Here is a 20,075-nt window from a genome sequence, read left to right on the forward strand (position 1 = left end):
CCGATTTTCAGCTCGGCGCCACGGCCTGGCGGACCAGTTCGAGGGGATGCACGGCCTGCCGCCGGGTACCCTGCGCGATCTGCTGACGGCACGAAACCCCGGTGGCGGCCACGAGCGTTCCCGCCGGTTCCGCGTTCACCGCCGGGAACAACCGCAGTCCGCCGACCCGCATCGACAGGTCGTAGTGCTCGGCTTCGAAGCCGAAGGAGCCCGCCATCCCGCAGCACCCGGCGTCGAGTTCGACGACCTCCGCGCCGGGGATGCGCCGCAGCAGCCCGACGGTGGTGCCGGTGCCCACCAACGCCTTCTGGTGACAATGACCGTGGAACACGATGCGCCGCCCCGAAACCGGCGAATCCTCCCGCAGCCGCAGGCCACCGTCGTCGATGGCTTCCAGCAGAAGGTCTTCGACGAGGGCGGTGTGCTCGGCGACGAGCCTGGCATCGGCGTTGTCCGGTTGCAGCGACAGGTGTTCTTCCTTGAGGCTCAGCACACACGACGGTTCGCAGCCGACGATCCGCGCGCCCCGCCGGACGTGCGGGACGAGATCGGAGGTCATCTTCGCGGCCAGGCCGGTCGCCTGATCGAGCAGCCCCTTCGAGATGCTCGCCCGCCCGCAGCAGCCGGAGCTGTGCAGGCGCACGGACCAGCCGGCCAGCTCCAGCAGTTCGATGGCCGCCCGTCCGATCGCCGGTTCGGTGAAGGTGGTGAACGAGTCGGCGAGGAAGACGACTTCGCCGCGCGGTGCCGGGTTCGCGGCCACGCGGCGGCCGCGATGCCAGCGGATGAGGGTCTGCCGTGCGAAACGCGGAAGCGGGCGATGCCGTGTGACGCCGAGGTATCGCTCGGCCAGCCCGCGTGCGGGGCCGAACCGGCCGGGCAGGTTGGACACCGGCGCGAAGGCGGCACCCAGCCGGTTCAGCCCGCGGATCCCGGCGAACAGCTTGGCACGCAAGGGAATCCCGTGGATGCTCTGGTAGTGCGCGAGAAACTCGCTCTTCAACGACGCCATGTCGACCCCGAGCGGGCATTCACTCTTGCAGGCCTTGCATTCCAGGCACAGGTCGAGGATCTCGTGCAGGCGTTCGTCGCCGAGCGCGGCATGCGGGTCCGGTGTGGACAGTGCCTTGACGAGCGCGTTGGCGCGGCCCCGGGTGGAGTGCTCCTCCTCACGAGTGGCCATATAGGACGGACACATCACGCCGGTGGTGGTCTTGCGGCACTGCCCGATGTTCATGCAGCGGTCGGCGGCGCCGCGCATGCCGCCGACGACCTCGAAGTCCAGCCGCGTCCGGATCGGCCGCGCGGCGGGCAGGGCGACGTCACGCAGGTGCGCGGTCATCGGCGGGGCGTCGACGATCTTGCCCGGGTTCATCCGGCCTGCCGGGTCGAAGAGACGCTTCACCGTCCGCATCGCCTCGTACAGCTCGTCGCCGAAGATCGACCGGTTGAACTCGCTGCGGGCCAGGCCATCGCCGTGCTCACTGGAGTTCGCGCCGCCGTATTCAGCGACGAGATCGCGGATCTCCTCGGCCACCGCCCGCATCGTCGCCACTTGGCCCGGTTGGGTGAGATCCAGGAACGGCCGGATGTGCAGGCAGCCCACCGAACAATGGCCGTAGAGCCCGGCGGTGAGGCCGTGCCGGTCGAGGACACCGCGGAATCGCTTGACGTACTCGGGCAGGACTGCCGGATCCACGGCGGTGTCCTCGACGAACGCCAGCGGCCGCCGCGCGCCGACGCTGGCCGCCATCAGCATGCCCAGCCCCGCCTTGCGCACCTTGAGCACCTCGGCCTGTACCCCGGGGTCCACCGCGCGCAGCACGTGATAGCCGTGGCCGTGCCGCCGCCACAACGCGGTCAGCCTGTCCATGCCCGCGAGAGCCTCGGCCTCGGTGTCGCCGTGGAAGGTGACGAAGAGCAGAGCAGCGGGCTCGCCTTCGAGCATCGTGCCGAGCGCGCGATATTCCACGCGCTGCCGGGAAAGTTCGAGGATCGTGCTGTCCATGAGCTCGACCTGGTGTGGTTCACAGGCGAGCGCGTCCTCGGTGGCGGCGATGGCCCCGGCGACGTCGGCGAAATGCCCGACGGCGATCACGCGGTTCGCCGGTTTGGGGACCAGCCCGACCAGCGCCTCGGTCACCGTCAGCAGCGTGCCCTCGGAACCGACCACGAACTTCGCGAGGTCGAAAGGCTTGTCCAGCAAGCGATCCAGCCGGTAGCCACCCGCGCGGCGCCAGAATTTCGGGTAGTGCTTGGCGATCGCGCCGGCGTGCCCGGTCACGAGATCCGGGAGTTCGCGGTAAAGCCGTGCTTCGAGGGAATCGCCGCGGGCGCGCAGCGCGCGTTCGGCCTCGGTCACCGGCAGCAATCGTGCGCGGGAGGCGTCCGACAGCACGGTGTCCAGTGCCTGTACGTGGTCGATGGTCATGCCGTACCGCATCGAACCGCTGCCGGCGGAGTTGTTGCCGATCATGCCGCCGAGCGTGGCGCGGTTGCTGGTCGAGGTGTCCGGCCCGAACATCAGGCCGACCCCCGCGGCGGCGCGGTTGAGGTCGTCCTGCACCACGCCCGGCTGCACCACCGCGGTCCGGGATTCGAGGTCGACGTCGAGGATCCGGTTCATGTGCCGGGAGAAATCCATGACGACGCCGGGGCCGACCGTCTGCCCGGCGAGGCTCGTGCCCGCCCCCCGGGCGAGTACCGGCACGTCGAACTCGGCGGCCGCGGTGACGACCGCCTGCACGTCGCCGTCGTCGCGGGGAAAGGTCACGGCCGCCGGTTCGATGGCGTACATGCTCGCGTCCCCGGCGTAGAGGCTCCGGGTGTAGGCGTCGACACGCACCTCGCCGGACAGGTCCCGGCCGAGCGCGGCGGCGAGGTCCCGGGACAGCGGTGTCGCGTCGGTTTCCGGCTGGTGCCCCATCGAACCTCCAGAAATTTCACTGTATGAAAACAAAGTTTCATAGAACGACTGCCGCTGAACGTAATCCCGGCCCGGCCTGGCGTCAACGTCTCGGGAGCAAGGCTTGACAGGGCGCCGCTTCGAGGTTCAGTCTTTCACGGTGTGATATGAAAGTTTCATCTAGTGAAAACTGGAGGCCGGGTTGGCACCCCACACCGGGCAGCACTTCCTGCAGATCCCCGGACCCACCAACGTCCCCGACCGCGTGCTGCGTGCGATCGCGGCCCCGACCATCGATCACCGCGGTCCCGAGTTCGCCGCGCTGACCACCGAGGTGCTGGAGGCGGTCAAACCGGTCTTCGGCTGCTCCGGGCCGGTCGTGATCTATCCGTCCTCCGGCACCGGGGCCTGGGAGGCCGCGCTCGTCAACACGCTCTCGCCGGGCGATCGGGTGCTCTGCTGGGAAACCGGCCATTTCGCGACGCTGTGGTCCGAACTGGCCGGGAAGCTCGGCCTGGAGGTCGACTTCGTGGCCGGGGACTGGCGGCACGGCGTCGACCCCGAGGCGCTGGCCGAGCGGCTGCGCGCGGACCGGACGCACGCGATCAAGGCCGTCATGGTGGTGCACAACGAAACCTCGACCGGGGTGACGACCAGGATCCCGGAGGTACGTGCCGCGCTCGACGACGCGGGCCATCCCGCGCTCCTGCTGGTCGACACGGTGTCCTCGCTCGGCTCGATCGACTACCGCCACGACGAATGGCGCGTCGACGTCACGGTGACCGGATCGCAGAAGGGCCTGATGCTGCCGCCGGGTCTCGGCTTCAACGCCGTCAGCGCCAACGCCCTCCTTGCTTCCCGGACCGCGCGGCTCGCTCGGTCCTATTGGGACTGGGAGCCGATCCTTCTGGCCAACGAACGCGGCTACTTTCCTTACACACCGGCGACAAACCTGCTCTACGGGCTCCGCGAATCGCTGCGCATGCTGGCGGAGGAGGGATTGGCGACGGTGTTCGCCCGGCATGCCCGGCACGCTGAAGCCACCCGCCGCGCGGTGCGCACCTGGGGTCTCGAGCTGCTGTGCCAGGACGAGCGCGAGTACTCGAACTCGCTCACCGCCGTCCTGCTGCCCGAAGGCCACGACGAAGCCGATTTGCGCCGCGTGATCCTGGAGCGGTTCGACATGTCACTCGGCGCGGGGCTCGGCAAGGTCGCCGGGCGCGTGTTCCGGATCGGGCATCTGGGCCACTTCAACGATCTGATGCTGGCCGGCACGCTCGGCGGCGTCGAAATGGGCCTCCGGCTCGCCGGGATACCGGGCAAGCCCGGCGGAGTGACCGAAGCACTGGAATTCCTGGCGCACTCCTGAAGATTCCGACCGTCCTGATCGGACACATCCGGTACCGGCGTCACACGGTCCAAGGCTGCACCGACGCGCCGGTACCCGCTGAGCACCGCTGTGCAGCCTCCCCGTGCCGGAGGACCCATGTATCGGCAAATCATCGATCCGCTGGGCTCGCTGCCGCTGTCCGCGCTGGTCGCCGCGATCCCGCTCGCCATTCTGTTGCTGTTGCTCGGAATCTTCCGGCTGAAATCCCATTGGGCCGCGTTGGCCGGACTGGCCGCCGCGCTCGTCGTCGCGGTCGTCTGCTACCGCATGCCGGTCGTCCCGGCCATCGCGGCGGCGGGAGAGGGCCTGGCCTTCGGGCTGTTCCCGATCGTCTGGATCATCCTGAACGCGGTGTGGATCAACAAACTGCAGCAGGAATCCGGGCACTTCGCGATCGTCGGCCGGGCGTTCGCCCGGATTTCGGCGGACTTCCGGATCCAGGCGATCCTGATCGCCTACACGTTCGGCGCGCTGATCGAGTCGCTGTCCGGGTTCGGCACCCCCGTCGCCGTCACCAGCATCATGTTGATAGCACTGGGTTTCACGCCGATGAAGGCGGCCGTGGTCGCTCTGTTCGCCAACGCCGCGCCCGCGGCGTACGGTTCGGTCGGCAACCCGATCACCGCGCTGGCCAAGGTGACCTCGCTGCCGGTGCACGACGTCGGCGCGATGGTCGGGCGGCAGTCTCCGTGGGTGGCGTTCCTGGTTCCCTTCGTGCTGCTCGTGATGGTGGACGGCAAACGGGGCCTGCGCGAGGTGTGGCCGGCGGCGCTCGCCGCGGGCACCGGGTTCGCCGTCGGCCAGTTCCTGTGCTCGAACTTCTTCACCTACGCACTGACCGACCTGATCGCCGCGGTCCTGTCCGCGCTGTGTGTCATCGTCGTGCTGCGGCTGTGGTCGCCGCGGCGGCCGCTCGCCATCGACGGCGCTTCGTGCGCAGAGGCGCCGCTCGAAAAGGATGCGTTCCCGGACGTCTTGCGCGCCTTCAGCCCATACGCTCTGCTCACCGTTCTGTTCGCGTTGGTCGAGTTGCCGGGGCCGGTGCACCGATGGGCGAAGGATCTCGGCACGTCCTTCGCCTGGCCCGGTCTGCACATTGTGGACAGTCGCGGTGCGGTCGTCGGCGCGACGCGGTTCGACTTCGGCTGGATGACCGCACCGGGCACGATGCTGCTGCTGACCGGACTGCTCACCATGGCGATCCTGCGGGTCGGGCCGCGCCGCGCGGTGCGGTGTTACGGGCGCACGCTCGTCCAGATCCGCTGGGCCGCGGTCACCATCAGCTGTGTCCTCGCGTTGGGGTACCTGATGAACCTGTCCGGGATGGCGACCACGCTGGGCTATCTCCTCGCGGCCACCGGCGCCGCCTTCGCGCTGCTGTCGGCGCCGCTCGGCTACGTCGGGGTCGCCGTGACCGGTTCGGACACCGGGGCGAACTCGTTGTTCGGGGCGCTGCAGTACGCGGCGGGCGTGCGGACCGGGATCTCGCCGATGCTGCTGGCCGCGGCGAACAGCACCGGCGGGGTGCTGGGGAAGGTCATCGCGCCGCAGAACCTGGCGATCGCGGCCACCGCGGTGGGACTGCCCGGCAGGGAAGGTGATCTGCTGCGCAAGGTCGCCTTATGGAGCCTGATTCTCCTGGCACTGCTGTCGCTGCTCGTCGTGGCGCAGTCGACGGTGCTCGGCTGGATGGTGGTCGGCGGGTGAGCGGGTCAGCCCGACTGTCGCACGGTCTCCGCCGGGTCGAGCGCGGCGGCGAAGCGCTCCGCGATGTCCCGCATGCCGGTCACCAGCTTCCGGCGGGTGGTGACCGGCATCCGCGAGGACGGCCCGGACACCGACAGCGCGGCCGGTCCCGCGGTCGAGGCCACCGGGACCGCGACACAGCAGACGTCGTCGGCGCGCTCGCCGTCGTCGAGCGCGTATCCCTGTGAGCGGACTTCGCCGAGCAGAGCCAGCATCTTTTCGAGGTCGGTGATCGTCGCCGTCGTGACGGCGGGCAGTCCCGTTCTGGTCAGCAGCTCGCGGGCCTCGGACGGGGGCAGCTGGGCCAGCATCGCCTTGCCCGCCGAGGTGCAGTGCGGCATCATCCGCGCACCGGCCTCGGTGAACATCCGCACCGGATGCGGCGACGGCACCGAGGCCACGCACAGCACGTCGTCGCCGTCCAGCACGGTGAGCTTGGCCGTCTCACCGGAGAGCGCCACGAGTTCGCGCAGGAACTCCTCCGCGGTGCGCCCGGCGGCCCGGGTGCCCGCCGACGCCAGCCGCCGGGCCCGTGACCCGAGCACGTACCGGCGGGGACCGGCTTGACGCACGTAACCACGCCCCTGCAAGGTGCGCAGCAGCCGGAGGATTGTCGGGGCGGGCAATGCCGATCGCGCACTGAGTTCGGTAAGGCTCAAGCTGTCCGGCGCGGCGGCCAGGATCTCGAGGATGTCCAGCGACCGTTCGACCGATCGCACGGTGACGCCCTGCTCTGCCTTGTCCGCCACCGCTTACCTCCCCTCACCGCCGACTCGCCGTCCCGGAATCGTAGCTGTCAGCGCGAGGGAGCGACCGGAGCCACGAGGAGACGGTGAAGCAGTTCGTCGACGGCGGTGTCGGCTTCGGCCGCCGCGGCGGCCGGGTCGTCGGCGCGGGCGATGAGCATGGCGATTTCGTTCATGCTCGCCAGCAGCGCGTGCGCGAAGAACACCACGTGGCCCGGGGCGAGGTGTGCCGTGTCCGCGGCCGCCGTGAGCGCGACCTTGACCTGGCGGAGCACGCGGCGTTCGTCGAGTTCCCGCCAGCGCTGCCAGCCGAGCACCGAGGGCGCGTCGATGAGCACGATGCGATGCACCGCCGGGTCGGCGGTGAGCCGGATCCAGGCGCGGCAGCCCGCGCGGAGTGCCGACACCGGGTCCGGCGCGTCGCGCGTCGCGGCGGCCATGCTTTCGCCGGTGTGGTCGTAGACGGTGTCGAGCACGGCGGCGAACAGCGCGTCCTTGCCGCCGAAGTGGTGGTAGAGCGCGCCGCGGCTGACTCCGGAATCCTGCAGCACGGCCTCGATCGAGGTCCCTTCGTAGCCGCGTTCGGTGAACAGCCGGGTGGCCACCGCCACCAGGTGCTCCCGGGTCGCCTGACCGCGTTCCGCCTTCTTGTTCACGTGCCGACGCCTCCATCACGATTGACATACCGACTGTCGGTCTGGAATAACTAGACCGACAGTCGGTATGGACTTCTGGGAGGACCTTAACCATGGACGTGCGCGAGCTCGAAGCTCACCGCCACCGCGTGTCGACCCGCTTCGGCGAAGTCAGCTATCTCGACGTCGGCACCGGCCCCGCCGCGCTGTTCGTGCACGGCGTCGGCACGAACGCCCGGCTGTGGCGGCACGTCGTCGCCGCCTCGGCCGGGCAGCGCCGGTGCGTCGCGTTCGACCTGCCAGGACACGGCCATTCACCGGTGCACGCGGATCGCGACCTGTCCCTGCGGGGACTCGCCGAACTGGTCGAGGAGTTCTGTGCGGCGCTGGAACTCGCCGAGGTCGACCTGGTCGCCAACGACACCGGTGGCGCCGTCGCCCAGGTCTTCGCCGTCGATCGTCCCGCGCGGCTGCGCACCCTCACTCTCACCAACTGCGACACCCACGACAACCTGCCGCCCGAGGCGTTCCGGCCCACGGTCGAACTCGCCAAGCGGGGAAGGCTCGCCTCGCTCGCCGGGCCGCTCGTCGCGAATCCCGGACTGGCCAGGGCGGGAACCTACGGCGCCGGATACGAACATCCGGACCAGGTCGACGACGCGGTTTTCCGCGACTACGTCACGCCGGTGTTCGGCACCACCGAGGCCGCTCGCGGCTTCGAGCGGCTGCTGACCTCCCTCAAGGCCGACGATCTGGTCGCCATCGAGCCGGAGTTGAAGAACCTCCGGGTGCCGACGCTGATCGTCTGGGGCACCGGCGACGAGAACTTCGAGACGCGCTGGGCCTACTGGCTGCGGGACGTCATCCCGGGCGTCCAGGAGGTGATCGAGGTCGAGGGTGCGAAACTCTTCTTCCCCGACGAACGCCCGGACGACCTGACCCCGCATCTGCACCGGCACTGGGCCCGCACTCTCCCGCGGTGAGCGAGGATTCCGCGTCGATGGTCCTCTGTGGACGGACGCCATGGGTGGGCGGTGCGTGTCGCGGGGGGAGGGGGTCAGCGGCACACACCGCCCGGTCCGGGCTCCCGCTCCGCGGGGACGTGCGGAGCGGGCACAGGCGAGACCACGCCGGGGGGTCTTCGTGACGGGAAAAGGCGCCGTTCCTGGGCGGGTTCACCCGTTTGCCGGGAAGGGGTCGCGCGGGTCACAGGCTGAACAGGATCCCGCGCACGATCACCGCGGCGACGAACACGAGGGTGAAGGCCAGGTCGAGCGAGATCCCGCCGAACCGGACCGGCCGCGCGACCCGCCGGACCGGTGCGATCACCGGCTCGGTCGCCGCGTGTGCCAGCCGCCGCGCGCGCCGCACCCATGGCGGGCTGTCCACCACCGCGCCCGCCCAGTCCAGCACCATCCGCCCGATCAGCACGATGATGAACAGCGTCACCACGAACCCGAGCAACGTTCCGAGAAAACCCATGGTCGTCCACTCCCGTCGGCACCGTGTCCACGGCAGCTCTGCGTGCTGCCGCTATCCGGACAACGCGGACACCCGGCCGAAAGTGCTCGGCACGGGAGATTCACAGCCGATCCTCAGGCGCGGGACGACTTCCGGGTGACCGGCCGTCCTCCCTTCGACGGACGACGGCGGCGCGGCGGCGTTGCCATCATCCAGCGGTGGCCGAATTCCGGAAGACACTGACCGGTGTACTGGTTCTGTTCCTGCTCGGTACCGCGGCGCCCGCGGCCTCGGCCGAGGCGCCGTCCGCGCCCGCCCGGCAGGCCGACGCGGCCGGCACCCCGGTGCTCGCCTGGAGCCCGTGCCGCGAGCCGGGACTCGAGCGGTACCAGTGCGCTGTCGCCAAGGTGCCGCTCGACTACGCGCGTCCGCACGGGAAACGGCTGCCGCTGGCGGTGCTCCGGCAACCGGCCGCCGATCCCGCGCGGCGGATCGGCACGTTGTTCACCGCGGTGGGCGGGCCCGGTGGTTCGGGACTCGACGCGGCCAAGGGCGGCACCCTCGCCGACGGCGAACTCGCGCGCCGGTTCGACGTGGTGACCTTCGACCAGCGCGGGATCGGCCGCAGCCGTCAGGTCCGGTGTTTCGCTTCGGCCGCCGAGCAGAACCGGTTCTGGGAGGGCACCGCGCTGCCCCCGGCGAACCCGGCCGAGGAACGGCTGGCCGAACGCACCAGCAGGGCCCACGCGGGGGGCTGCGCCGAGCACGACGCGGAACTCGTCGGGCACCTCACCACGGCGGACGCCGCGAAGGACCTCGACCTGCTGCGCCGGGCCGTCGGAGATCGGGAGATGACCTTCAGCGGCGGCTCGTACGCCAGCTACCTCGGCGAGGTCTACGGCGCGTTGTTCGGCGACCGCGTCCGCGCGCTGCAGCTCAACGCGATGATCGACCCGGACGGCTACACCAATCGCACGCTCGAGACGTTGTGGCGGCGTTCGGCGGGCACCGTGGAGGTGCTGAGAGAATTCGCGCGATTGTGCACCGAGGCCGGTGCGGCGCGGTGCCCGGTCGCCGGGGACACCCTCGCCCGCGACACCGCCGTGCTGGACAGACTGCGGCGGGGGCCCATCACCGTGGGACGGGGCAAGGAAGCGCTGGAACTGCGGTACGCCGACGTCGTCCCGGTGCACGCGCAGCTGCTCTACGACACCCGGGAAGGCTGGCCCGCGCTGGCCGAGCTGATCGCCGGACTGGAACGCGGGCCGGACGGCGATCCCGCGCCACTGCGGGAGATCTACCGCGTCACCGGTTTCCGGCTGGACTTCCTGGACTCCTTCACGGCGATCTCCTGTGCGGACAACGCTTTCCCACCGGTGCCGGGAGCGTGGCCCGCGCTGGCCCGCGCGTTCGACGTGCACGCGCCGGACTACGGCAGGCACTGGCTGTACTCGCTGCAGGCCTGCGCGTCCTGGGCGGCGCCGCCGGGCGGCTATCCCCAGCGGTATCGGGGACCGTGGACGCTGCGGTCCCGGACGCCCGCGCTGCTGATCAACAACCGGTACGACCCGGTCACGTCGGTGGCGTTCGCCCACGACGCCCGTCGCCAACTGGGCAACGCCCGGCTGCTCGTCGTCGACGGGCACGGGCACAACCCGCTCGGCAGTGCCTGCACCGACCGGCTGCGCGAGCGGTATCTGCTCGACCTGGAACTCCCGGCCCCCGATGCCCGATGCGCCCCGGATCATCGGCCGTTCGAGACGCCGTAGCGCCGGTGTCTCGCCGGGCGGCCCGCGATCTGGGACAGTCGCCACTGACGACGGCGAGACGTTAGCGTGGGGGAGAAGGAGGCACGATGACGGAGTTCCCGGGAGCGCGCGGAACTGTCCACTATCGACAGTGGGTGCCGGAGCGGCCCAAGGCGGTGGTGGTGTTCTTCCACGGGCTCGGCGAGCATGTGGGCTCCTACGAGGTCTTCGCGTCGGCGCTCGGCGCGGCGGGTTACGCCGTCTGGGCCGCCGACCACGCGGGACACGGCCGCAGCGAAGGCGAGCGGGTGCGCGTCGACCGGATCGACGACCTGCTCGACGATGCGGGCACCCTCGTCGGTCTCGCCGCTGCCGCGCATCCGGGCCTGCCACTGGTGCTCGCCGGGCATTCGCTCGGCTCGACCGTCGCCACTCTGCTGGCCGCCGAGCGGCTGCTGCCCGCCGGGACGCGCCCGGCGGCCCTCGTGCTCGCGGGGTCCTCGCTGGTGCCGGTCCCCGGCAGTGAGAACGGGCTGGTGGCGCTGCTCGCGAGCGGAATCGACCCACTGGACCTCCGGAAGGATCCCAGCGAACTCAACCGCAACGAGGCCGTGGTCGAGCAGATCCGCACCGATCCGCTGACCTGGCAGGGCGGTCTCCGGCACGAGACGCTGGCGGCGCTGGGCGAAGCCGCGCAACGGGTGGCGGCCGTCCTTGCCGCCGGGACGTTGTCCCTGCCGGTGTTGCTGCTGCACGGTGAAGCCGACGACCTCGCCCCCGCACAGGGCGCGGAACTCGCCGCTCAGCGGCTGCCCGACGCCCGCGCGAGGATCTTCCCCGCCGATCGCCACAACATCCTCAACGAGATCGACCGGGACGCCGTCTATCGCGAACTGACCGCTTTTCTCGACGAGGCGGTGCGCTCGGGCGCGCCCACCCCCTGAACATGGCCCCTGCTGCGGATGCCGTGAAGGACTCCTTACCGGCGTTCAGCGCCGTGAAGGAGTCCTTCACAACCCAGCGCATCGAGTGTCCACAAAGGACTCGACGGCGGGCGCGGAGGGGTCCCGGGCCGTCGGGCTAGCGTGCGGCGCATGGCTTGGCTGCGCAGGAAGAGCGGTGGCGGTTCCGAGGTCCCGGCGCGGATGCCCCCGGCCGTCGACCCCGGCGGTACGGAGCGGTTCGCGGAGCGCGTGCGGGAGCTCAGCCAGGCGGGCAGGCACGGCACGCTCACTCAGGTCTTCGACTACCTCGAGCTGCTGCGCGGCAGGCAGGACCTGCCGCTGTTCGCCGGGGTGAGCGGCAGGGCCGCGATCCTGCTGTGCCTCTCCGGCCGCATGCGCGCGAACCTCGACGGCCTCGACGAGCTGGTCCGCCGCAAGGGCGCGCGCCTGTACCTCCAGGGGCACCGTCTCAGCCGGTTCGGGATCGTGCGGGCGGTCCTGGAACTGCCGGAATACGAGCTGATCTTCGAGGCGCCGCTGACACTGGCCGACGGCGACGTGCAGGAATTCGTCTCCGCCGCGTACCAGAATGAAGCCGTCGAAGTGCACCTGACCCATGCGGCCGGGGCGCGGCCCGCGCGGTTCGCCTGCCGGGCCGCCGGGATCCGGCCTGTCGTGGACGCCGCGCTGGAGGCGGTGCGCGGTCTCGACCATCCCGCGACGCTCGCAGAACAGGCGACCTCCGCCGACGAGCTGGAAGCCCGGTTCCCCACGGTCGGCGACGGGCTGACCGGCCGGACCCGCGTCCGGCTGACCGTCACCGGAACACCGGACGGCGTGGTGACCATGGTGGCAAGACACTGAGCCGTAGGACGCTTCAGTGCTTTCGGTGCTGTGGAGGCGTCCTTCACGGCCCCGAGCCTGGATCCGTCGATCCGCCACGGTCCTTGTGTCGCGAACGCTCCGTTCGCGACGATCACTGGGCCGCCGCGCGAAGCCCGCCGTCACCACGAGCCCCATGAACAACACACACCCCACACGCCACAAGTTCCACAAAGGACTCTCGGCATCGCGATACACCGCGAATCATCCCGTATGTCGCTTTTGCCTCCTCGGTGCGGCAGGGTGGGCGGCGAGGCGGGTGCCGGGTGTCACACCCGGCGCCCCGGGGGCGGTGACCGCGCTCGCCGGTGCTGGGGCGGGCATGACCCGATCGCGTGGGCCCGGTTACCCGACAGGTCGAGCCTTCGCGGGTCTCGGCGGCGGTAGGTCATCACCCGCCGACACGTCCGTGTCGATCCTTCCGGACGCCCTGTCTTCGCTCGGGGAACTATCTTAAATTCAAGTGGGCGGACTCTTTCGACATCAGACTGCGGAGGTTGACGATGCCTGCTCCGAACGACGACGAGGAACCCCAGTCCGGTTCGGGCCGGCGGGACTTCCTGAAGGGGGCCGCGGCCGCGGCGCTGGGGGTCGGCGGCGTCGCGGCCGGTGGCCTGCTGGGCGGGCAGGCCGCGCAGGCCTCGCCGGAACAGAGCGGCCTGCCGCCGATCGGCGCGGAGATCCCGTGCAGCTGCCTCGCGATCAACACCCCGCTCCAGATCCGGACTTCCGTGGTCAGCGTGGATTTCCGGGGCGGGATCAAGGTGCGGGTCGACGTGAACCCCGACGATCCGATCAACTCGGTGCGGCTGCGGGTGGTCGGGCACCGCGTCTCCGCCGAGCTTCCCGGCGGTGACGGAGTGAACCAGGGCGGCACGATCACGATCGAGCAGAACGACATCGACGTCGACGCGAAGAGCCTGCTGAAGCTGACGCAGCGCTTCCCGCCGCGGTACGAGCAGATCATGGTGCTGAGCTTCACGATGACGATCGACCAGCCCGACGACCTGCTGCGCCGGGCCGGGATCCGGTCCAGCAAGGCCTACGAGCCGCTGGTGCTGACCACGAAGGACCCGGCGATGCTGGTCGGGAAGCTGACCCAGTTCCCGCCGCGAGGCGACCTCTACCAGCTGCAGAACCCGGTGGACCTGGTGCTCCCGGACGACCCGGACACCACCATCGCCACCATTCAGAAGTTCCCGGTGAAGGTCGGCGGCCTCTGAGTCCCGGTGCGGCCCGGTTCAGTCCTGCGGGGCCGAACCGGGCCGTTCCACGAGTCCCAGCACGGTCGAGCAGCGCAGGACCGCGTCGGCGTCGCCGGTGAAGGTGAGCTTCCCGGTGGCCAGCGCCGCGAACGGGCCGATCGCCCCGGCTCCGATGCGGACGAACGTGGTGGCGTCGGTGCGGATGCTCATCGCCGGTGCCGCGGCCGGTCCGCAGGCCGTGGTCAGCGCGCCGCGGTCGACGGCGAGGTGGAAGATCTCGTCGTCGACGTGGAATTCGTAGGTCTCGCAGATCTCGGGCAGGCGGCTCGCGTCGGCCATCGCCTGGACCGCCAGCAGCGCCCAGTGCGGCCGCGTGACCATGTCGGCCGTGGGCTCGCCGAGCAGCGCGATGCCCCATTTGGACAGCGCCAGCACCGGCTCGCGCAATCGTTCGCCCAACGGCCCGAGCCGATAAGCCCCGGTGTCTTCCCGTTCGACGATTTCCGCCGCGCACAGCTTTTTCAGCCGCTCGGCGAGCAGGTTGGTGCCCACGCCGGGAAGATCGGCGAGCAGTTCGGTGTACCGGCGCGGGCCGAGCAGCAGTTCCCGCACGATCAGCAGCGTCCAGCGCTCGCCGACGGTGTCGAGCGCGGCGGCGAGCCCGCAGTACTGGCGGTAGTGGCGTTCCCGGCGCGCGGTGGTGGTCACCGCCTCAGCCTACTACTGGATTTTCAAGTACGGCGCGAGGGCCTCCCGGAGCTGTTCCGGCACCGGAACCGGTTCCAACCCGGCGGGGCCGCGGGTCATGCAGGCGACGGCCTGGTGCCCGCGCGCGACCAGCTGGGGTATCGCGACCTCGGCACGGAAGTAGTCGAACGCCATCGCGACCCGGTTGCCTTCCAGCTCGGTGAGGGTCATGCGCAGTTCGACGACGTCGTTCGCGGTCAGCTCGCCGAAGTAGTCGCAGCCGCAGGTCGTGGTGACCATCGCGAAGCCATCGGAGAGCGCGGCGAGGACGCCGGGGGCGTTCTCGGCGAGGAACCGTTCCCGGCAATGGCCCTGCCAGCGCACATAGTGTGCGAAGTAGACGTTGCCGACGAGGTTGGTCTCCTCCAGCGTGATCGGGTGACGGTAGCGGTAGACCGGCGTCATGAGGTGGTTTCCTCGGTCAGGACGGCGATCGCGACCGGACGCCGGCAACCGTCGACGGGGAACACGGCCGACGCGACCAGCGCGGCACCGGCTCGCAGCACGAGCCAGCCGCCGTCGTAGGCGCCGGAAAACCTTGCCGCCGAAGGAGAAATGTCCCGCTGCGCGAGGCAGCGGGCGATGGTCCCGGCCCGGGCGGCGACGGTTTCGGCGGCCTCGGCGCACGGGCCCGCGAGGAGCCGTACGAGCCCGGGATCCGGGGGAGTGGCGCGCGGATCGACCGATTCCCAGGCGCCGGCGGTCGGACAGTCGCCCGCGGTGTCCACAGTGAACGGTTCTCCGACGGACACGCGCAAGGAGCCGTCCAGGCCGAGCGCGACCGCGGATCGGGTGAGCAGTACCGAAAGCAGGGCGGCGGGCCAGGGCCGGTCGTGCGGGAGCGGGCCGGAATCCGCCAGGCGCAGCCCGGTCCACGCGACGGCGAGCCTGCCGTCGGTGGCCTCGGCGAGGACGTCCCAGGTGTAGCGGCCGTCCGCCGCGTCACGCTCGACACCGCGCAGGGCCCAGGGACCGTGGGCGAACGGGTTCAGCTCGACGCGGTCGCAGCCCACGGGTAGCAGCCTGCGCCCGGGGACACAGGCCTGCAGGACGTGGATCGTGGCGTCGTGGGCGGCAGGGTCGCCGAGCACCGGGGTGAACCAGGGCGCGCCGTCGCGCGGGGCGATGGTGGCCCGGCAGGACCACGGATCCGGGACCGCGACAGCGCCGACACGGCGAAACTGTCCACTGTGGAAAAGGAGCCGGTCGTACAGCGGGGCGGGCTCGATCCGGCCGCGGTCGGGAACGAGATCCGGTGGCCGGGCGGAAGCGCTGGGGGACAAGGGAAACTCGGCGCGGAAGTGGTCGGCGTCGAAGCCGGATTCCGCGCTGCGCAGCACGGTGGTGATGACGTCACCCTCGCGCAACGCGCAGACACGGACGGCACGCTCGCCCTCGTCGGGCACGACGACCGGCCGGTCGAACCGGACGTTCTCCGCGACGGTCAGCGCGCGGCCCGCGACCGCGGAGGCCGCCTGTGCCATGGCTTCCAGGCCGACGACCGCGGGCAGCAGGGCGAGCCCGTCGACGCGGTGATCGGCCAGCCAGGAGTCGGTGCGAAGCGAGAGCGTCGTGTCGGCGACGATCTCGACGTCCGGGTGACAGGCCCGGATCCGCTGGAGGAACCTGCCGCCGGACCCGGGGGTGGTGGCTTCCATGCCGAGCCTGCCGTGCACGGCCACGCTCGGCGGAGTCGCGGGAGCGGCGAGCAGGCGCAGGAACAGCGAAGTCCCTTCCGTGACCGGGATCGGGGTGGTGCCGGTGCGGGCGAGCGCCTGCGCCGCGCCCATGCGGTCGGCCATCCCGGTGCCCGACCATGCGGTCCAGTCGATGTTGAGCACGCGACAGCCGCGCAGCCGCTGTGCCCATTGCCCGGCTTCTTCGCGGAGAAGGCCGTTGGCGAACGCGTAATGGCTTTCGCCCGCCATGCCGTGGGTGCCGATCACCGAACCGAAGGTGACGAGCAGCCGCAACGGTTCGTGCGGCAGTGCGCCGAGCAGCGAGCGGAGGCCGGTGACCTTCGGCGCCAGATGCTTGCGGACGTCATCCTCGTCGAGTTCGGCGAACCGGGTGGGCTCGTTGACACCGCTCGCGTGCAGCAACGCGGTCACCGGTCCGGTCTCGGCCGTGAGCTTGTCGACCGCCAGCGCGACAGCCTCCGTGTCCGTGACATCGGCGGCCTGGTAGGCGACACGGATTCCCTTGGCGCGCAAGGCGTCTACATTGGACCGGAGCACGGGATCCGATTCGAGACGGCCGCGACCGAGGAGGGCGAGGGTGAGGCCGGTCGCCGCGGCCAGCGCGCGAGCACACGCGTATCCGATGCCCTTGCCGCCTCCACTCACCAGTAGGACGTCCCGCTTGTCGAAGGGCAGCGCGCGGGGCTCGGCGGGAAGTGACAACAGCCGCTCGGCGGGCTCAGTGAGCGCGCCGTCCTCATCGGCGACGAGTGCGCGGAAGCGGCCCGGTTCGGCGTGGAACGCGGAGAAATCCTTTGTTCCCCACGGAACCTGGACCAGCGTGACTCCGATGTCCGGATGTTCGTGGCACAGTGAGCGGAAGAACCCGCCGAGCGCGAGGTCGTGGGCCACGACGACGAGTGCCTTGCGGTCGATGGCCGTCCGGCCCGCGGCAAGCACCTTCCCGACGTCCTCGCTGTCGGGGAGGTACACGAATTCGGTGGGGCGCCACGGTTCCTGCCGCGCCGGGACCAGGGTTTCGGTGAAACAGGCTTGCCAGGGCCGGACCCCGGGCACCGGCGTGTCCGCGAGGGGGTCGTCCGTCTCCGGCAGCCGCTCGATTTCGGCGATCACCTCGGCGACCGAGGTGTCGCTGAAGGCCATCGACACCGAGGGCGGCTTCCGCCCGAGTGCCGAGGCCGCCTCGACCAGGAGCTGGGTGGCGCGCAGCGAACTCAGGTTGAGGTCACTGAGCAATCGGGCCCCGGGCTGGATGAGCGTGACGTCGAGTTCCGTGGCCTCGGCGAGCAGATCCGTGACGGTCGTCGCCGTGTCGCGGGACGCTTCCACGGCCACCCTCGGCGAGGGGAGCACGGGCGCCGCCACCGAGCACGGGTTCGTCAGGAACACGCGTTCGCGACCGAGGTCGAGGGGCCGCGCGGCCCGTCCGGCGAACAGCGGCGTGAGCTCCTTGGCCGCCCCGGCGGCGAACAGGGCGGCCGCGGTTTCGGCGGTGGCACGGTCGCCGGACGCTCCGACGTCGAGGCTGACCGCAGGTACGGCCGAGTCCTGGGTCACCAGGCTCGTCAGAGCGCGGCCGGTGCCCGCCTCGCAGAACAGATCGGTGCCCTCCGTCACCGCCCGCACCGCGTCGCGGAACAGGACCGGCGCACACAGCTGGGTGACCAGCAGCTCCGTCAAGTCGTCTTCGGCCGTCAGCGGCCGTCCGTACACAGTGGACACCACGGTACGGTCCGCCGGGGACACCGTGACATTCCGCAGTGCCGCACGCAGGGGTTCGGCGCACGTGGCCATGGCGGCGCTGTGGAAACCGTGGGAGACCGGGAGCCGCCGCGTCCGGAAACCGTGCCGCTCCGCCGCTTCGGCCACCGCGTCCAGCTCGGGGATCGGGCCCGCCACCACCTGTGCCCGTGCGGCGTTGTCCGCGGCGATCACCACGCCGGTGCCCGCGCAGAGTGCCCGGGTCTCGGTGGCGCCCGCCGCCACGGCGAGCATCCCGGTGCCGGAAGTGCCGTGGTCGGCCATGATCCGGCCGCGCTCGGCCACCAGTCGCTCGGCGTCCCCAGTGGACAGATGGCCTGCCCAGGCGAGTGCCGCGATCTCGCCGAGGCTGTGCCCGACCGCGGCGACCGGCGCCACCCCCAGTGCGTCGAGCCAGGTCACCGCCGAAAGGCAACTCCGATAGACCGCGGGCTGGGCCAGCGCGGTGTCGACCGGCTCCGCGCCGCCGGCGCCCTGGCCGGGGAACAGCAGGGTGACCCGGCCCGCCACGTCGTTGCCCAGCCACAGCCCAGGCGACGCGGTCAACTGTCCACACGGGATTGACGGAAGCTCCGCCGCGGCGCGGGAAGCGAGCGCGGCGAATTCCTCGGGTGTGCGCACCACCAGCGCGGCGCGGACGGGGCCCACCGCGGTGTGGCGGCCATGGCCGCAGGCGAGGTCGTGGACCTCCGCGTAGGACAGCCGCGGCGCGGCGTCGGCTATTTCCGCAAGCAGCGCGGCGACCTGGCCAAGGTCGTGGCCGCCGACGGCGACGACGTCCACTTCCGGTGTCGGCTGGGATACCGCCGGACACGGGATCGTGCGGCGATGACCGGCGGGCGTGCTCACCAGGACATGGGTGTTGATCCCGCCGAATCCCATGGCGCTGACCCCGGCCGACCGTGTTTCGCCGGGCCACGGTTCCGCCGTGGGAAGAACCCGCAGGGTTTCGCCGACCGTGGGATGCGGCCGTTCGCAGCCGGTCGTCGGCGGCAGCAATCCCGAAGCGACGCTCAGCGCGGCCTTGACGATCCCGGCGACTCCGGCGGCGGCCTTGGTGTGCCCGATGTTGGCCTTGACCGAACCGAGCGCGGCGGCGGACGTGGCGCCGGAGCGGACGCGGTTCAGCGCGGTCAGCTCGACGACGTCGCCCACCGCCGTCCCGGTCCCGTGTCCTTCGTAGAGCCCGACTTCCGCGTGCTCGATCCCGGCCATGGCGCTCGCCCGGCGCAGCGCGAGCAGCTGCCCGTCCACCTCGGGGCGGGTGATGCCACCGCGCCCGTCCGACGAGACGCCCCAGCCGCGGATCTCGGCGTACACCGGCGTTCCGGCGGCGTGCGCGTCGGCGGCGCGGACGAGTGCGAGCATGCCGCAGCCCTCGCCCGGCCAGAACCCGGCCGAGCGCTCGTCATAGACCCGCATCTCGTCGGCGGCGAGCGCGCCGGTCTTGGCGAAACCCACCAGCTCGAACGGATCGAGTGAAAGATCCACGCCGCCGGCCAGCGCGAAGTCGGCGGCGCCGGTGGTCAGCGCGCGGCAGGCGGTGATCACGGCGAGCATCGACGAGGCACACGCACCGTCCACAGTGTACCCACCGCCGTGGAACCCGAAGTGGTTGCAGATCCGGCCCGCGATGGTGTTGGCCAGGCTCCCCGCCAGCGTCTCGTCTCCGACTTCCGGAAACGCCGCGAGATAGCGGCGCTCGACCGCTTCAAGCGCCGCTTCATCCACTTCGGACAGTGAGGCGCGCAGGACATCGCGCACGTACGGCCAGCGCAGCCGCAGCGCGTGCGCCCGCGTGACATCGCCGGTCAGGCTGTTGCCGACGACGACGGTCGTCCGCTCGGTGTCCAGCCCGGCGCCGCCGGGGCGGCCCGCGTCGGCCAGCGCGCGGGCGGCAGTTTCCAGCGCCAGCCACTGCGCCGGGTCCGTGGCGCGGAAGACCGGGCCGGGGATCCGGAACTCCTCGCGGTCGAACCGCCAGCCCTCCAGTACCGCCGCCCGGGTGCTGTAGGTCCGGTCCGGGGCGGCCGTGTCGGCGCTGAAGTAGTCGGCGAGGTCGAGCCGTCCGGGTGGCAGCCTGCGGAACGCGCGCCTTCGCTGGAGCACCACCTCCCAGAGCCGGGCGGGATCGTCGGCGTCCGGATAGCGGCAGGCCATCCCGACGATCGCGATCGGTTCGCCCCGTTCCTGGCCGCTCACGCG

Annotated in this window: 14 protein-coding genes; 7 read left to right on the plus strand and 7 right to left on the minus strand. The window is 71.0% G+C overall.

Translation table 11 applies throughout. The annotated features are described in order from the left end of the window. Positions 1-7: 7 nt before the first annotated feature. Positions 8-2,926, minus strand: a complete 2,919-nt coding sequence (locus ACFW0G_RS11510; protein ID WP_378324912.1) for an FAD-binding and (Fe-S)-binding domain-containing protein — start codon at positions 2,924-2,926, stop codon at positions 8-10. A gap of 181 nt (positions 2,927-3,107) precedes the next feature. Here ACFW0G_RS11510 and ACFW0G_RS11515 point away from each other — a divergent pair, with 181 nt between their 5' ends. Together ACFW0G_RS11515 and ACFW0G_RS11520 are read left to right on the plus strand one after the other, a co-directional pair. Further along, on the plus strand, positions 3,108-4,274 hold the full coding sequence (locus tag ACFW0G_RS11515; protein WP_378324913.1) for a pyridoxal-phosphate-dependent aminotransferase family protein: 1,167 nt from the start codon (positions 3,108-3,110) through the stop codon (positions 4,272-4,274). Positions 4,275-4,391: 117 nt separating this feature from the next. Further along, on the plus strand, positions 4,392-6,002 hold the full coding sequence (locus tag ACFW0G_RS11520; protein ID WP_378324914.1) for an L-lactate permease: 1,611 nt from the start codon (positions 4,392-4,394) through the stop codon (positions 6,000-6,002). A gap of 5 nt (positions 6,003-6,007) precedes the next feature. Here ACFW0G_RS11520 and ACFW0G_RS11525 read toward each other — a convergent pair whose 3' ends face one another. Further along, complete coding sequence (locus ACFW0G_RS11525) at positions 6,008-6,790, minus strand: IclR family transcriptional regulator (protein WP_378324915.1); 783 nt, start codon at positions 6,788-6,790, stop codon at positions 6,008-6,010. Positions 6,791-6,837: 47 nt separating this feature from the next. Continuing rightward, complete coding sequence (locus ACFW0G_RS11530) at positions 6,838-7,443, minus strand: TetR/AcrR family transcriptional regulator (RefSeq protein ID WP_378324917.1); 606 nt, start codon at positions 7,441-7,443, stop codon at positions 6,838-6,840. A gap of 92 nt (positions 7,444-7,535) precedes the next feature. Here ACFW0G_RS11530 and ACFW0G_RS11535 point away from each other — a divergent pair, with 92 nt between their 5' ends. Next, positions 7,536-8,405 (plus strand): alpha/beta fold hydrolase, encoded by an 870-nt coding sequence (locus tag ACFW0G_RS11535; RefSeq protein WP_378324918.1) that lies wholly within the window; start codon positions 7,536-7,538, stop codon positions 8,403-8,405. 223 nt (positions 8,406-8,628) lie between these two features. Here the strand turns inward: ACFW0G_RS11535 and ACFW0G_RS11540 are convergent, their stop codons facing one another. Continuing rightward, positions 8,629-8,904 (minus strand): YggT family protein, encoded by a 276-nt coding sequence (locus ACFW0G_RS11540; protein ID WP_378324919.1) that lies wholly within the window; start codon positions 8,902-8,904, stop codon positions 8,629-8,631. 197 nt (positions 8,905-9,101) lie between these two features. Between ACFW0G_RS11540 and ACFW0G_RS11545 the strand changes: the two genes are divergently transcribed. From ACFW0G_RS11545 to ACFW0G_RS11560, 4 genes are all read left to right on the plus strand, one after another. After that, positions 9,102-10,652 (plus strand): alpha/beta hydrolase, encoded by a 1,551-nt coding sequence (locus ACFW0G_RS11545; protein WP_378324920.1) that lies wholly within the window; start codon positions 9,102-9,104, stop codon positions 10,650-10,652. A gap of 86 nt (positions 10,653-10,738) precedes the next feature. Beyond that, entirely contained in the window at positions 10,739-11,575 is an 837-nt protein-coding gene (locus ACFW0G_RS11550) for an alpha/beta fold hydrolase (RefSeq protein WP_378324921.1), read from the plus strand. A 150-nt stretch (positions 11,576-11,725) separates the two neighbouring features. Continuing rightward, positions 11,726-12,439: a hypothetical protein gene (locus ACFW0G_RS11555; protein WP_378324922.1), complete on the plus strand. Its 714-nt coding sequence runs from the start codon at positions 11,726-11,728 to the stop codon at positions 12,437-12,439. Positions 12,440-12,960: 521 nt separating this feature from the next. Further along, a complete protein-coding gene (locus ACFW0G_RS11560) occupies positions 12,961-13,680 on the plus strand; it encodes a hypothetical protein (RefSeq protein WP_378324923.1) in 720 nt (239 codons plus the stop codon). An 18-nt stretch (positions 13,681-13,698) separates the two neighbouring features. On the opposite strand, the gene ACFW0G_RS11565 is transcribed toward ACFW0G_RS11560, so the two are convergent. The 3 genes from ACFW0G_RS11565 to ACFW0G_RS11575 are packed head-to-tail and all read right to left on the minus strand — an operon-like array spanning position 13,699 to position 20,072. After that, entirely contained in the window at positions 13,699-14,370 is a 672-nt protein-coding gene (locus tag ACFW0G_RS11565; RefSeq protein ID WP_378324924.1) for a winged helix-turn-helix transcriptional regulator, read from the minus strand. 12 nt (positions 14,371-14,382) lie between these two features. After that, a complete protein-coding gene (locus ACFW0G_RS11570) occupies positions 14,383-14,814 on the minus strand; it encodes an acyl-CoA thioesterase (RefSeq protein ID WP_378324925.1) in 432 nt (143 codons plus the stop codon). Further along, positions 14,811-20,072 (minus strand): SDR family NAD(P)-dependent oxidoreductase, encoded by a 5,262-nt coding sequence (locus ACFW0G_RS11575; protein WP_378324926.1) that lies wholly within the window; start codon positions 20,070-20,072, stop codon positions 14,811-14,813. The genes ACFW0G_RS11570 and ACFW0G_RS11575 overlap by 4 nt, the downstream gene beginning before the upstream one ends. Between the last annotated feature and the right edge of the window lie 3 nt (positions 20,073-20,075).

It is taken from the genome of Amycolatopsis sp. NPDC058986, from assembly GCF_042741125.1.
In the GTDB taxonomy this organism is placed as follows: Bacteria; Actinomycetota; Actinomycetes; order Mycobacteriales; family Pseudonocardiaceae; genus Amycolatopsis.